This is a genomic window from Psychrobacter sp. CX10, from assembly GCF_057621575.2.
On the sequence record NZ_CM177736.1, the window covers coordinates 597862 to 612740 of the forward strand.

The window sequence follows — 14879 nt, forward strand, 5'->3', positions numbered from 1 at the left end:
TAAATTAACACCTATACTAATTAACATGATAACTATTTAAGAGAGTTAATATGCAAGACTTAATTCAAGACGCTAGCAAAGTTAAGCTATTGGTTTTAGATGTGGATGGCATTTTATCCGATGGTCATATTGTCTATGATGCTAATGGCATCGAAACTAAGAGCTTTAATGTTAAAGATGGGATAGGGGTAAAATCTCTTAAATTTGCGGACGTTAAAACTGCGATCATAACGGGCCGAACGAGTCCTATGGTAGACAAGCGGGCTAGCGAAATGGGCATTGATTATGTTGTACAAGGCCGTGATGATAAATTATTGGCTTTAAAAGAGTTAATTGAAGAACTTCCTTACGAACTTGAAGATTGTGCTTATATGGGCGATGACTTACCTGACATCAAAGCATTACAGACTGTTGGTTTTTCTGCGACGGTAGCTAATGCACATTCTGAGGTATTAAGCAGAGTCATGATGGTGACTACACGTGATGGTGGAGAAGGCGCTGTACGTGAAGTCTGTGATGTTATCTTAAAGGGTCACAAGAAGTATGATGAGTTTCTAAGCCAATATTTGGTTGATTAAGTTTAAAAACTTATAGTGATAAGACCAGTTGCTAGTTCGTTCACTAAATCTTTAAACTATCATTCATATCATTCGATGATTTAAGCATACGCTTACGCTTTAAAGCCGCTGAGCTACTGATCAATTTAGACCAAGCATTCAAACTACCAAGCAAATAATTATGTTAGCTAACTACCATGCAACTAATTATGTTAGCTAACTATCATGCAACTAATTATGTTAGCTAACAAGCTATCCGTTTGATAAGCTATCGGTCTCATAACTCATACGAATGAGACTTAAAACATTAGGTTTTTAAATTTATAATATAATTGACGTCTTAACAAACGAATCTACTGTAGAAATATCATGAATACACGCTTTTTATTTGTATTGTCTCTTGTCGTGATGGTGTTCGCTGTCTGGTTTTATAGAAACCAAGGTGATTTAGATTCTGTCGTAAACTTGGCTGGAACTAATATTGAGTATCAAGCAACCGATATATTGGCTGTCCAAACAAATAATGAGGGTGTGGCCGAGTATGCATTGACTGCTGATGAACTAACCCATTATTCCGCTCAAAATGCAGATAAACTTATTGGAATGACGCTTAATTGGCGACCAAATGCTTCTCGAAATGTGGTGATAAATGCAAATGAAGCCACTATGTTTCATGAGCAAAATAAAGTTGTTATGACAGATAATGTGTTGTTTTCAAGCCGAAATGCTTATGCAAATTCTGATACTATTAGCGCTCCGATTAAACTTGAAGCGCAGAAACTTATTGGTGATTTGATTAGCAAGCAGGTATATAGTGATACGCCTATTCAGGTTGTTCAAGCTAATAACAGTTTTAAAGCTGCCGACTTTTCTGCAAACTTGCAAACAGGAGAGTATGATTTTTCTATAGTTGCAGTCACATTCATGCCCCCAAAACGTAAAGATGTTCCTTTATTTTAATAACGCCTTGTATGCTATTGCACAGTAACTAATTGATGAGACTTTTGTATCATTTAAAATCACTAATGAGTAACTAATCTTACCTCTTACAATACTAAAAGTTTTAAGGTAAATATATTAAACTCAAAAACACTAAAGTTAATAAACGGCCTTACCTCATAATCAAAAATGAAATAATTGATATAACATTGGGAAATAAATAGTGAATAAACGCTCTAATTGCATAGCACCGACTTGGTCATTTAATTTGATAAGTGCGGTTAAAATGACAGCTATTATTTCGACGACTATGATGGCGTCTATGACTGTCAACGCTTTACCTTCTGATGCTAATCAGCCCATACGATTACTCGCAGACAAAGCAACTTACAGTGAGCGTACTGGCGTAACCTCTTATTATGGCGACGTGACGATAACCCAAGGCACACTTAAACTTTCAGCTGATAAAATAGTGGTTAATTTATCGGGGTCACGCAGTATTCAGTCCGCAGTTGCTACAGGTCGTCCTGCTACTATGCAGCAAGTAGTGACTCAAGAAAAGGGTCTAGCGAAAGGCCAAGCAAATCGTATCGATTACAATGCTCAAACTGGGATTGTAACACTCACCGGTAATGCTAAGTTGTCACAAAATGGCGCAAGCTTTTCTGGTAATGAGATTCGCTATAGTTTGAAGCTTGGTGATGTTGAAGCAACTGCTGGCGGCAGTCAGCGAGTTGAGCTTATTTTCCCGCCTAGTGAGAGTACCAATCGTAGAGGAATTAGATAACTCATGCACAATAAGCCTACGTCTGCACATATAGAACATATTGATAGTAATGAGCTATCAAACACACAAACATCTGATAAATCTGTATTAACCATGCGCAATCTTGCAAAACGCTATGGTAAGCGCTGGGTCGTAAAAGATGTGTCATTTAGTGTAGAGCAAGGTCAAGTTGTTGGGCTGTTAGGACCTAACGGTGCAGGAAAAACAACCAGTTTTTATATGGTTGTTGGTCTTGTGAATATGGACAAAGGCACGGTCAAACTCGGCAACAACGATTTGTCTAAATACGCCATGCATGAACGTGCACGTGCTGGTATTGGATATCTTCCTCAGGAAGCATCCATTTTTAGAAAGCTCAGTGTACAAGATAACATTCTAGCTATTTTGCAAACGCGCAAAGATTTAACTAAAGAGGCCCAGCAAGCAGAACTTGAAAAACTTATTGCAGATTTTAATCTGGGTCATGTTCGTCATTCTTTGGGTATGAGTGTATCAGGTGGCGAACGAAGACGTTGTGAGATAGCCCGTGCTCTGGCGGCCAATCCAAAGTTTATTTTACTAGATGAGCCATTTGCGGGTGTGGACCCAATTTCTGTCAGTGATATTAAAGAGGTTATCATCACTTTAAAAGAGCGGGGTATTGGCGTGCTCATAACTGATCATAATGTTCGCGAGACGCTTGCTATTTGTGAATCCGCTTATATTGTTAGTGAAGGTCAGATTATTGCAAATGGCACACCCGCTGAGGTGTTAAGCAACGATCTGGTCAAAGAAGTCTATTTAGGTAAAGATTTCCAAGCTATGATTTAATAATTTAGATGATTTGATAGTCTAATATTACCTAATTATTTCGTCATTTTGTGACGTGTATTCTCATTTTATTATTCTAACTACTTCACTCTTAACCAACACAGCTGGCATTTTTGTCGGCTATTTTTGACTAAATTCAATTCGTTTCAATTTACAATCTACAGTCTAAGCTGCAAGCTGCAGGCTTCAAACTCTCAATACGAGTTATTAAAAAAATATCTATCAAAGTTACTGTTATCAACCAAGGTTAATTCATGGCGAAATCCAAAACAAGTTATGTGTGTCAAAACTGTGGAGCTTATTTCGGTAAATGGTCGGGTCAATGCTCAGATTGTGGCGAATGGAATACCTTAGTGGAAGCCCCTAATGTGAGTATGCCGCATCATAAGACGCCTAGTAAATCATCAAAGCCCTCATATACAGGAGCGCCTGCAAGAGATGGGTCCACGATAGCAGCAGAACGGAGTAACTATTCAGGTTCACAAAGTGGGGTCGTGACACTCAATTCAATTAACGTCACCTTCGATACCAGGTTACCTACAGGTATTAGCGAGTTTAACCGTGTTTTGGGCGGCGGATTGGTAGCAGGGTCTGTCGTCTTAATTGGCGGTGATCCTGGGATTGGTAAATCAACAATATTATTACAAACAGCAGCTTACATGGCTGACCCTGAATCACTATCAGGTAGTGCGCTATACGTGACCGGTGAGGAGTCGTTATCTCAAGTTGCAATGCGCGCTCAACGTCTTGGTTTACCAGCCACTCATTTAAAGGTGATGACTGAAACAAATGTAGAAACAATTTGTGCAGCGTTGACTCAAGAACAACCCGCGGTAGCAATCATTGATTCTATACAAACGATTTATACCGATGCGATCAATTCGGCTCCAGGTGGGGTAAGCCAAATACGTGAGTCTGCTGCCATGCTAACCCGCTATGCTAAACAAACAGGTACGGCGTTATTTCTAGTGGGGCATGTGACTAAAGAAGGTACGCTGGCAGGCCCACGCGTACTTGAGCACATGGTAGATACGGTACTGTATTTTGAAGGCCAGTCCGATTCAAGATTTAGAATGATTAGAGCGGTCAAAAATCGATTTGGAGCGGTTAATGAGCTCGGTATTTTCGGTATGACTGATACGGGTCTAAAAGAGGTGGCAAACCCTTCGGCAATATTTTTAAGCCGCTATGAAAAGCCCATTTCAGGTTCTGTTGTTATGGTAAGCCGTGAAGGTACGCGGCCTTTATTGGTCGAGGTACAAGCCTTAGTAGATGACTCGGCAGGACAGCCTAGACGAATGGCGCTTGGATTGGATCAGCAGCGGCTGGCAATGCTATTGGCGGTTATGCATCGTCACGGCGGTATTCATACCAGCGGTCAAGATGTCTATGTCAATGTCGTGGGCGGGGTTAAGGTGATGGAGACAGGTTCAGATTTGGCAGTATTACTGGCTTGTGCTTCTAGTATTAAAGAAAAACCTTTACCCTCGTCATTAGCTGTGTTTGGAGAGGTAGGGCTCTCTGGAGAGATACGTCCTGTACCAAATGGTCAAGAAAGGCTTAAAGAAGCAATGAAGCACGGTTTTAAACATGCCATAGTGCCCAAAGCAAATGCGCCAAAGGATTTGATGGGACAATTCAAAGATATAAATGTGATTACAGCCGATAGGTTAGATGATGCCATAGACCGGGCTTTTGAAATAAACTAATACGGCCGCTTAGGTCATCAATTAGATCGACGTTAATAATATTTATAAAAATGATGAACGGGCCCCTGACCACGGCCTACCTTTAATTTTGAGGCATTCTGTAGAGCGCCTGTTAAATAGTCTTTTGCTTTATCACATGCTGTATTTAACGTATCGCCTTGACCCCAAAAAGTTGCGATAGCTGCTGAGAGGGTGCAGCCTGTACCGTGACTATTCTTAGTAGAAATACGCGGACTCTCATACCAATAAAACTCTCCGTCACAAACTAACAAATCTGGAGAGCTGTCCATTGTCAGATGGCCACCTTTTAAAAAAGTAGGTACCGCAAAACTTTTAGCCTGCTGAATCATATCTTCGCGATTCTGGGCTTCTGACATATTCAGTAAATAAGCAGATTCGGGTAAATTAGGTGTCATTAAACCTACGTTCGGAATCAATAGCTCTCGCATAGCCTGAACCGCATCAGATTCTAATAATCTATCGCCACTTTTTGCAACCATAACAGGATCAAGTACCACCTTTTTTGGTTGGTATTTGTTTAGCGCATCAACAACGCAGCGAATAACCTCGGAGTTGCCTAACATGCCTATCTTAACAGCATCGACTCGCACATCATCAAATACTGAATTGAGCTGCGCTTGTATCATATCAATGGGTAATATTTGTACCTTTTGAACGCCTTGAGTATTTTGAGCTACCACACCCGTGATGACACTCATTGCATAACCCCCATTCGCGCTTATGGCTTTAATATCTGATTGAATGCCCGCTCCGCCTGTACAATCGGTGCCTGCAATCGTTAATATATTAGATATCATTTTATTATCCTTAAAGACGATATGTAGTTATCAGAAATTTTTAAAGCGTGTTAGGTACTAGCGTCTAAGGTACTTTACTTAGGTACCATGTGTAGGTAACTTGTTCAAACATCTTACTTTGCTATCAGCAGTCCCAATTAATCAATTCTGTACAGCCCATAGTAAGTTTTTAGAGATTTATTAAATCATAAGCCGCTTGTTTAGGGTTGTGCGCAGCGCAAATGGCCGACACGACTGCAATACCATCACAACTGGTATTATAAATCTCCTTTGCATTGTTCAAATTTATACCACCGATTGCCACCGTAGGCAGTTTACTAGCTTGAGCGAGTGTATCGATACCTTGTACACTTAAGGGTTGGGCGTGATTTTTTTTAGTTTTGGTGGGATATACCGGACCAATACCAAAATAATCTAAATCATCAAGAAAATAAGTCTGGGCTTCTTGGCATTCTTCTAAGTTTCCTATAGACAGACCTATTAATGCCTGTGGTCCTAAGATACGACGGGCTTCTTTAACATTCATATCCCCCTGACCAATATGCACGCCATTAAGTTTTGCTTTATACGCTATATGAACCCGATCATTTAGTATTAATGGTACTCGGCCATCTATGGCTTTCTTAAGCTCGCAAGCAGTATGATATAAGTCGTCATCACAAGCTTGTTTGTCACGCAGTTGTACCATTGTGGCACCGCCTTCAATTGCTGCACACACGGTGTCGATAAGCCCTCGTTTTGCACACATACTAGGATCAGTGACCAAGTATAATCGTAAAGCAGAAGCTATCTTTTGTTGAGCAACCAGAGTCATCATCGTCCTCCCTAATCTTTAATACTTATAATTATCAATACATAGCGTTTAAACTGCTATAAATCATTAGCTATAGTCAAAGAACTTTAAAGTAGTCACAAGGCAACCGAGTGCAAGTACTACTGGAGTAGGCTTAACGATGTTAACACCGTGACTCTTTATAAGTTCCCCGACTATATTAAACCCCACTCTCAACTTATTAAACTGCCTAGTAGGCTTGTGCTTTTAGCCCAGAAAATCTCAAATTTTTTATTCATATTGCTGTGCTAAAGCCATAGCTTACGTCAAGAGTTGAGAGTGTGGTCTATCAAATAATAAACTATGTATCAAATAATGATGCGCTAACCTTTGAGTCTCTAGCAAGTTGTAAGGCATCTAGGTTATGGAGGGCATCTAAAAATTCAACATAAAAGCTACCTGGACCATTGCTAGTTTTGGCTGCAAGTTCGCCAGCTAGACCATAGAAGCAAAGAGCGACGGCAGCAGCTTCACCTTTGTGCTCAGTATTTGAAGCAACAATACCTGCTATAAGTGCAGATAAAGCACAGCCTATAGCGGTGACTTTTGTCATCATAAGATCGCCATTTTCTATAGACCAGCAGTGCTTACCATCAGTAACCCAATCAGTTTCTCCGGTTACTATGACAACGGATGCATGTTCTAATAAACTGGCAGCGGCACGCTTTGCTGATTGAACACTATCTCCACTATCTGCGCCTTTACTAGAGCTACTCATTCCCGCTAAGGCTAAGATTTCTGATGCGTTTCCGCGTATTACGTCGGGTTTGAACTTTAATAGCTGCTTGCAAGCAAAAAGACGAAAGGACGTAGCGCCTACTGCAACTGGATCTAAAACCCAAGGTATATTATTGTCGTGAGCAGATTGTGCTGTGGCAAGCATACTCTCTAAGCTTTGTGAGCAAAGCGTGCCGATATTGAGGGCTAATGCATGGGATATTTTGACAAAATCAGGAGCTTCTTCAATAGCTATTACCATAGCAGGAGATGCACCACTGGCTAATAAAACATTAGCAACCGTATGGTTAGCAACATCATTGGTAATATTATGAACTAATGGAGAATGTTTTTTGAAATTAGTAAAGTGAGATTGGATAGATTTAGATTGCATATTTCCCTCTAAAGAAAAAGAGGGCGAAAGAAAACACACAGAGTACCGCAGCAGTTTAATTAAATGCCATAATTAAAAAATTAATTTAAATTACAAATAAGCTTTGCAGTACTGCTATACACTCCCTACGCCAGTATAATCTGGATCAGGTTCAAAGGGTACGTCTCAGCCAATAGATGGCGCCCCTGTGACTAACATTGATCAATTGAGTTTATATCATAGCGAAACTGATTAAGTTTAACAAGCCAGTGCGGTTTATTACCGGTATAACAAATCGTTTTTAAAAAGTTTAGGACATAAAAAAAGACTTACCTAGGTAAGTCTTAAGATTATTAAAAATAGGCTTTGAATTTATATAATATATGAATCAAGATCTATCCTAAAACTATAATAAATAATTAACATAGTTTTAGTTTATATATAGGTTATGGATTATTGACACGTTCGATAACAACATTAGCAGTACCACGATTAACTAAGCCAATCTTTTTAGCTGCGCCGTAAGAGAGGTCTAAAACACGATTACCATGGAAGGGACCACGGTCATTTACTTTAACAACAACACTGCGGCCATTGTGCTTATTAGTTACTTTTAGATAAGTATTAAAGGGTAAAGATCGGTGTGCAGCGGTCAAAGAGTTCATATTAAAACGTTCGCCACTAGCCGTTTTTCTTCCATGAAATTTGCCGCCGTACCAAGATGCACGACCGTTTTGTTTAAAGTTATTGACTGAGTTTGATGCAACTAACGTTAAATGAGATAAAACATCATCATTATTGTTAGAGGCATTGACCGTTCTAGATTTAATTAAGCTGCTATTATTAGCTAATGATGTAGGTTCAAAGGACGCTTGGAATAATGAGGGTGATTGTTGTTGGTGTGCTAATTGGCTTAGTACCATATCAATATTATTAGAGTCTTTGGCTCCACCAACTTGATTATAGTCAGTGGCATGAACTAAAGAGGTTGCACCGATCATACATGCAAAACCACATAGTGCAGATGAAATCTTCATCATAATTGCCTCATAAATATCTATTGAATAATAATTCAAACTCGAGAAACTATGCATTCTTTAATAAATATTGCGCATAGACAAGTTAAAATGGTGTTTTAGTATTAGTTATATAAAGTACGACTTTATTATCACTATTAAATGTTTCATTGTTGACGTTTTGTAACTTAACATTAAATAAGTATGTTTTACAAGTGACTAAACAGTTTATTTTATAAATAAGTTGGTTTACATTTTTCTATACAATAATTATCTATATATATTATTATTCGAATAATTAATTCAATATGTTTATTTAGGCGCTAAAATAAAAAAAGCTAAGCAATTGCTTAACTTTTAATTATTCAAAAGGATTATTCATAGATAACTTCAACAACTTCGAATTCAACCATACCGCTCGGGGTTTGAATTCTCGCTTCATCTCCTTCTTCTTTACCTATTAAACCGCGTGCAATAGGAGAATTAATAGAAATCTTATTAAGCTTAAAGTCAGCTTCATCATCGCCAACGATTTTATAACGCTTTTCTTCTTCATTATCTAGATTTTCAATGACTACCGTCACGCCAAATACCACACGACCTTCTTGAGGAAGGGTAGTCGGGTCAATGACTTGGGCGCCAGATAATTTGGCTTCGATGTCTCGAATACGTGCTTCACAAAACCCTTGTTGCTCGCGGGCAGCATGGTATTCAGCATTTTCTTTTAAATCACCATGCTCTCGTGCTTCAGCGATGGAAGCTGTGATGCGAGGACGATCAACGGTTTTAAGTTGTTTGAGCTCATCTTCGAGCTTAGCGTGTCCTTGCGGTGTCATTGGGTAGCGTTGCATATCAATTTCCTTTGTTAAACATTTGCATTGTGAATCATTCAATAAACTATGTGGTTTATCAGGTTGTAAGGATTAAAAAAACATAAATACCATAACACCATCCAAAGTGGATGGCGTTATGAGTGTAACTTTTAGGGTCTAATAGGATTTATATATAATAAAGTATTATAAATCAACCATTATTAGAACTGCCATAATAAGATGATGATTCAAAGTATAGCTACTTTTTAAATATAGCTACTATAGTCAGCGAACTACTAAACGGTTTCGGCATTATCCTAGCTAAGCCTACATAAGTAGTACTTGCACTCGGTTGCCTAATAACCATTTTGACTGTTTCGACTATATATACAGACCCTAAGCATTTAAATAAAACCCATACCATTTAACTGAAAAATTGCTAACCGCATCTACGATTAGCAATTATTTAGGTATCAAGTTGGCCTATAAAAGCGAATAAATAAAAACTCAAATGCAGCTTAAGTAATACCAAACAACCTAATCAACTATAGCCGACTGATGAAGTGGCTAGCTATATTTAGTTATTAGCTTAGCTATTTAGCGCTTGAGCATGTAGCGCTTGTAACTTATAAACTTCAAAAGGTAAGTCGATCGCATATGATTTACATATGGCATCTGCCGCACCTAACGTAGTCACATAAAACACTTTACTTTGTAAAGCGTTACGGCGGATTGAAAAAGAGTCTTCTTGAGCTTGCTTACCTTCAGTAGTATTGATGATAAGGTCAATCTCACCATTTTTCAAGGCGTCAACCACATGAGGTCGGCCCTCAGTTACTTTATTGATACGCGTACATTCAATACCTTGGTCATTCAGATATTGCTGTGTACCCGCCGTTGCAACAAGTTTAAAGCCATAATCGACTAATTGGTGAGCTATAGGCGTAAGACCTGGCTTATCACTGTCTCTTACAGAGATGAATACGGTCTTAACCTCATCGGCTTTAGGTAATCCTGGCAGACGTTCGTTAGTACCAATAATTCCTTTATAAAAGGCTTCTCCGAAGGTTTTACCAACTCCCATCACCTCGCCAGTAGATTTCATCTCAGGGCTTAAAATAGGATCAACGCCAGGAAATTTAGCAAATGGGAATACCGCTTCTTTAACGGCATAAAATGCAGGCTTAATTTCTTGAGTAAAGGCTTGATCTGCTAATGATTGACCAGCCATACAGCGAGCAGCTACTTGCGCTAATGATGTGCCAATACACTTAGATACAAAAGGTACGGTACGCGCAGCGCGTGGGTTTACCTCTAAAATATACACCGTGCCATTTTTGACAGCGAATTGTACGTTCATTAATCCCACAACGCCAAGCTCTTTTGCCATGGCAATGGTTTGCGCTCGCATCACATCACAAACTTCTTCTGATAACGAATAAGGGGGTAGTGAACAGGCGGAATCTCCTGAGTGAACACCCGCTTGTTCAATATGTTGCATAATACCGCCGATGACCACCTCATTACCGTCACTTACACAATCAACGTCAACTTCAATCGCATCGTCTAAGAATCGATCAAGTAGCACAGGCGCTTCATTTGAAGCTTGAACGGCGGTGCGCAAGTAATGCTTAAGCTCATCTTCGTTATAAACAATCTCCATTGCACGGCCACCTAAAACATAGGATGGACGTACCACTAATGGATATCCGACTTCTTTAGCTTTAAACAATCCATCTTCTAAGCTGGTTGCTAACGCATTAGGTGGCTGAATTAAGTCGAGTTGATGAATCATATGCTGAAAACGCTCGCGGTCTTCAGCACGGTCAATCGCATCAGGCGACGTACCAATGATGCTGACGCCAGCTGCTTCTAAGCTGCGAGCAAGTTTCAAAGGTGTTTGACCGCCAAATTGTACAATAACGCCTTGAGGTTTTTCGATACGGACTATTTCAAGGACATCTTCTAATGTAATTGATTCAAAATACAATCTATCAGAAGTATCATAGTCAGTGGATACCGTTTCTGGGTTACAGTTCACCATGATGGTCTCGTAGCCATCGGCACGCATGGCGAGCGCTGCGTGAACACAGCAGTAATCAAACTCAATACCTTGACCAATGCGGTTAGGACCACCACCGATAACCATTATCTTCTTATTATCCGTCGGGTTGGCTTCACACTCTTCATCATACGTTGAATACATATATGCCGTTGAGGTGGCAAATTCAGCAGCACATGTATCCACTCGTTTGTAGACTGGATAAACTTCTAAATCCCAACGTTTTTTACGCAGTTGTTTTTGCGACACACCAAGCAGTTTTGCAAGACGAAGATCAGACAAACCTTTACGTTTAAATCGTCTTAAATTATTGGCATTTATACCGCCAAATCCAAGCGATTTCACATGCGCTTCTGTGTTAACGATATCTTTGATCTGAACTAAAAACCACGGGTCGATATTAGTATAATTAAATACATCATTGACACTCATGCCAATTCTAAAGGCATCTGCTAAATAAAAAATACGTTCTGGCGTCGGTACTGTGAGACGCTGCTTAATCTCTGCTTTAACTTTATCTGCGCTGATCTTACCTTCTGCTAAGGCAGCAAAGTCAATCTGCTCATCAAAGCCATCAGCGCCTGTCTCTAACCCACGTAAGGCTTTTTGCATGGACTCTTGAAAGTTACGCCCAATCGCCATAACTTCACCAACAGACTTCATTTGTGTTGATAAAATGTTTTCTGCTTGTGGGAATTTTTCAAAGTTAAAGCGTGGAATCTTAGTCACAACGTAATCAATTGATGGCTCAAAGCTTGCAGGCGTTTTACCACCAGTTATATCATTATTAAGCTCATCAAGGGTATAACCAACCGCTAGTTTTGCAGCTATTTTAGCAATTGGGAAGCCGGTGGCTTTAGAAGCCAATGCAGATGAGCGTGAGACACGTGGGTTCATCTCAATGACTACCATACGCCCAGTCTTTGGATTGACACCGAACTGTACGTTTGAGCCACCCGTTTCAACGCCAATCTCGCGCAGTACGGCGAGTGACGCGTTACGCATGATTTGATATTCTTTATCAGTGAGCGTTTGCGCCGGTGCAACTGTGATCGAATCCCCTGTGTGTACGCCCATTGGGTCAACGTTTTCAATGGCACAGATAATTATACAGTTATCGTTTTTGTCGCGTACCACTTCCATCTCATATTCTTTCCAGCCGATTAATGACTCGTCAATCAATAATTGATGGGTAGGGGAGAGATCAAATCCGCGCTCACAAATTTCAATAAATTCGTCACGGTTATAAGCGATACCGCCGCCTGAGCCACCCATGGTGAATGATGGACGTATAATACATGGAAAGCCCAGCTTGGCTTGTATATCAAAAGCTTCATCCATAGATTCTGCGATTTCGGCACGTGGACACTCAAGACCAATACGCTTCATTGCTCGGTCAAATAAATCACGGTCTTCAGCCATCTCGATCGCTTCTTTGGTTGCGCCGATAAGCTCAACGTTATGTTTTTCTAAGACACCGTTTTTGTCTAAATCTAGAGCGCAATTAAGCGCAGTTTGACCGCCCATAGTAGGCAAGATAGCATCAGGACGTTCTTTTTCAATAATCTGTTCAACGGTTTGCCACGTGATAGGCTCAATATATGTTGCATCTGCCATGACAGGGTCTGTCATGATGGTTGCTGGGTTTGAGTTAACTAGGATAACGCGGTAGCCCTCTTCACGTAAGGCTTTACATGCTTGAGCGCCTGAATAATCAAACTCACACGCTTGCCCAATAACGATGGGACCTGCGCCGATAATAAGAATGCTTTTAATGTCGGTACGTTTTGGCATAAGTTTCTCTTTTTATAAATGGTATATATTTGAACGATTTAAGAATATAGGTAAGATTAAAATGTCCGTTAGCTTTGTTTATATGCATTCAACATTTCTGCAAATTTCTTAAATAAAAGGGCAGCATCTTGCGGACCAGGGCTAGCTTCAGGATGACCTTGGAAGCTAAAGACAGGCTTGTTGCTTAATTCAATACCTTGGTTCGTACCATCAAATAGCGAACGATGCGTTGGTTTAACATGATCTGGTAGAGTACTTTCATCAATAGCAAAGCCATGGTTTTGGCTGGTAATCAAGACTTTTTGAGTCGCCAAATCTTGAACAGGATGGTTGGCACCATGATGTCCTGTTTTCATTTTCAAAGTATCTGCGCCGCATGCTAATCCTACTAACTGATGCCCTAAACATATGCCAAAAGTTGGTATGTTGGTTTCTTCAATTATATGACGAACAGCGTCAATAGCGTAACCACACGCAGCAGGGTCTCCAGGGCCATTCGATAAGAAAATACCATCTGGATTCATCGCTAAAACATCTTCAATAGGCGTTGTCGCTGGAACAACCGTTACTTTACAGCCGATATCCACCAGCATACGTAAGATATTGGTTTTGGTACCAAAGTCATAAGCAACCACATCATATCTATGTTCAATATGCTCGCCTAACTGTTTGTAGTAGCCACCGGTTTCGCTTTTTGTGACCCCATGCACACCGCGGTCTGCTAATTCCCATGTTCCTGCCGTCCACTCAAACCCTTCCGGATGGCAAGACCACTGTGCTAAGTCCATACCTTTAAGACCTTCAAAACCTCTAGCAAGCTCTAAAGCTTTTTCTATGTCGACATCGGTTAGGGTATCGTCGTTACTGGCCGTTAAAATACAGCCATTTTGCGCGCCTTTTTCACGTAATAAGCGAGTCAATTTGCGGGTATCAATCTCGGCAATGGCGACGGTTCGCTGACGTTCAAGATAATCTGACAAGCTTTCAGAATTACGAAAATTTGAGGTGGTCATGGTGGCGTCACGAATAATTAACCCTTCTGCCCATACTTGATGGCCATCTGGTGAGGTGCAATCAATGTTTCCTGATTCTGCATCCTCTGTATTAGTACCGGTATTGCCAATATGCGGGTAGGTTAGGGTAACGATTTGTTTGGCATAACTAGGGTCAGTAAGTATTTCTTGATACCCTGTCATAGAGGTATTAAATACGACTTCACCGATGCGATGACCTTTAGCACCTATAGAGATGCCGCGGAAGATACTACCGTCTTCTAATGCCAAAACAGCTTCGGTTTGTTTGAGATAAGTTGTGTCTTGTTGTACGCCCATATGACTACCCTTGTAATTCGTGATTATCATGACCTGATATTTGGAAAAAATGACGGTTTGCTGCTGCAATAAATATGTAATCTGTTCCAAATGATAGAACTAATGCTGATAGAAATGATGCTGATGGATATGATACTAGGTTTAAACCCATTCTTATAAAAGCAGTTTGAATAGATTAAGCCTATCAATTGGATGATATGTTTATAAATTAAAATGTGATTTTTGCAAAATTTGGCCACAAAAAAGCGAGTAGCTTAACAACAGAAAACAACGAAATCACTAAAAGGTATGATATTAGTGAGCGCTGTTAACTGTGTCATTT

At 40.0% G+C, this 14879-nt stretch carries 12 protein-coding genes and 1 riboswitch; of the genes, 5 read left to right on the forward strand and 7 right to left on the reverse strand.

The window, feature by feature from the left end; genetic code table 11:
- The first annotated feature begins 50 nt into the window (after positions 1 to 50).
- The 5 genes from AC21OH_RS02460 (at position 51) to radA (ending at position 4802) form a co-directional block, all read left to right on the forward strand.
- Positions 51 to 578: a KdsC family phosphatase gene (locus AC21OH_RS02460; protein ID WP_487371185.1), complete on the forward strand. Its 528-nt coding sequence runs from the start codon at positions 51 to 53 to the stop codon at positions 576 to 578.
- A 348-nt stretch (positions 579 to 926) separates the two neighbouring features.
- Positions 927 to 1517, forward strand: a complete 591-nt coding sequence (gene lptC, locus AC21OH_RS02465; protein ID WP_487371184.1) for an LPS export ABC transporter periplasmic protein LptC — start codon at positions 927 to 929, stop codon at positions 1515 to 1517.
- A 265-nt stretch (positions 1518 to 1782) separates the two neighbouring features.
- Positions 1783 to 2283, forward strand: a complete 501-nt coding sequence (gene lptA / locus AC21OH_RS02470) for a lipopolysaccharide transport periplasmic protein LptA (RefSeq protein ID WP_486535887.1) — start codon at positions 1783 to 1785, stop codon at positions 2281 to 2283.
- 93 nt (positions 2284 to 2376) lie between these two features.
- Positions 2377 to 3093 carry an LPS export ABC transporter ATP-binding protein gene (gene lptB / locus AC21OH_RS02475; RefSeq protein ID WP_487371187.1) on the forward strand — a complete coding sequence of 239 codons (717 nt, stop codon included), beginning with the start codon at positions 2377 to 2379 and terminating at the stop codon, positions 3091 to 3093.
- Positions 3094 to 3347: 254 nt separating this feature from the next.
- Positions 3348 to 4802 carry a DNA repair protein RadA gene (radA, locus tag AC21OH_RS02480; protein ID WP_486535886.1) on the forward strand — a complete coding sequence of 485 codons (1455 nt, stop codon included), beginning with the start codon at positions 3348 to 3350 and terminating at the stop codon, positions 4800 to 4802.
- Positions 4803 to 4834: 32 nt separating this feature from the next.
- Here radA and thiD read toward each other — a convergent pair whose 3' ends face one another.
- From thiD to carA, 7 genes are all read right to left on the reverse strand, one after another.
- A complete protein-coding gene (gene thiD / locus AC21OH_RS02485; RefSeq protein WP_487371183.1) occupies positions 4835 to 5620 on the reverse strand; it encodes a bifunctional hydroxymethylpyrimidine kinase/phosphomethylpyrimidine kinase in 786 nt (261 codons plus the stop codon).
- Between the two features lie 169 nt (positions 5621 to 5789).
- A complete protein-coding gene (gene thiE, locus AC21OH_RS02490) occupies positions 5790 to 6437 on the reverse strand; it encodes a thiamine phosphate synthase (RefSeq protein ID WP_487371182.1) in 648 nt (215 codons plus the stop codon).
- A gap of 316 nt (positions 6438 to 6753) precedes the next feature.
- Positions 6754 to 7563, reverse strand: a complete 810-nt coding sequence (gene thiM / locus AC21OH_RS02495) for a hydroxyethylthiazole kinase (RefSeq protein WP_487371181.1) — start codon at positions 7561 to 7563, stop codon at positions 6754 to 6756.
- A 105-nt stretch (positions 7564 to 7668) separates the two neighbouring features.
- A riboswitch (TPP riboswitch) is annotated at positions 7669 to 7760 on the reverse strand.
- Positions 7761 to 7988: 228 nt separating this feature from the next.
- Positions 7989 to 8582 carry a septal ring lytic transglycosylase RlpA family protein gene (locus tag AC21OH_RS02500; protein WP_486535882.1) on the reverse strand — a complete coding sequence of 198 codons (594 nt, stop codon included), beginning with the start codon at positions 8580 to 8582 and terminating at the stop codon, positions 7989 to 7991.
- Between the two features lie 350 nt (positions 8583 to 8932).
- Positions 8933 to 9409, reverse strand: a complete 477-nt coding sequence (greA, locus tag AC21OH_RS02505) for a transcription elongation factor GreA (protein WP_486535881.1) — start codon at positions 9407 to 9409, stop codon at positions 8933 to 8935.
- A gap of 550 nt (positions 9410 to 9959) precedes the next feature.
- A complete protein-coding gene (gene carB, locus AC21OH_RS02510; protein ID WP_487371180.1) occupies positions 9960 to 13226 on the reverse strand; it encodes a carbamoyl-phosphate synthase large subunit in 3267 nt (1088 codons plus the stop codon).
- Between the two features lie 68 nt (positions 13227 to 13294).
- Entirely contained in the window at positions 13295 to 14557 is a 1263-nt protein-coding gene (gene carA / locus AC21OH_RS02515) for a glutamine-hydrolyzing carbamoyl-phosphate synthase small subunit (RefSeq protein ID WP_487371179.1), read from the reverse strand.
- Positions 14558 to 14879: the final 322 nt, after the last annotated feature.

Coding starts and splice junctions, on each gene's coding strand:
- AC21OH_RS02460 (WP_487371185.1), top strand. CDS start 51: ATGCAAGACTTAATTCAAGACGCTAGCAAAGTTAAGCTATTGGTTTTA.
- lptC (WP_487371184.1), top strand. CDS start 927: ATGAATACACGCTTTTTATTTGTATTGTCTCTTGTCGTGATGGTGTTC.
- lptA (WP_486535887.1), top strand. CDS start 1,783: ATGACAGCTATTATTTCGACGACTATGATGGCGTCTATGACTGTCAAC.
- lptB (WP_487371187.1), top strand. CDS start 2,377: ATGCGCAATCTTGCAAAACGCTATGGTAAGCGCTGGGTCGTAAAAGAT.
- radA (WP_486535886.1), top strand. CDS start 3,348: ATGGCGAAATCCAAAACAAGTTATGTGTGTCAAAACTGTGGAGCTTAT.
- thiD (WP_487371183.1), bottom strand. CDS start 5,620: ATGATATCTAATATATTAACGATTGCAGGCACCGATTGTACAGGCGGA.
- thiE (WP_487371182.1), bottom strand. CDS start 6,437: ATGATGACTCTGGTTGCTCAACAAAAGATAGCTTCTGCTTTACGATTA.
- thiM (WP_487371181.1), bottom strand. CDS start 7,563: ATGCAATCTAAATCTATCCAATCTCACTTTACTAATTTCAAAAAACAT.
- AC21OH_RS02500 (WP_486535882.1), bottom strand. CDS start 8,582: ATGATGAAGATTTCATCTGCACTATGTGGTTTTGCATGTATGATCGGT.
- greA (WP_486535881.1), bottom strand. CDS start 9,409: ATGCAACGCTACCCAATGACACCGCAAGGACACGCTAAGCTCGAAGAT.
- carB (WP_487371180.1), bottom strand. CDS start 13,226: ATGCCAAAACGTACCGACATTAAAAGCATTCTTATTATCGGCGCAGGT.
- carA (WP_487371179.1), bottom strand. CDS start 14,557: ATGGGCGTACAACAAGACACAACTTATCTCAAACAAACCGAAGCTGTT.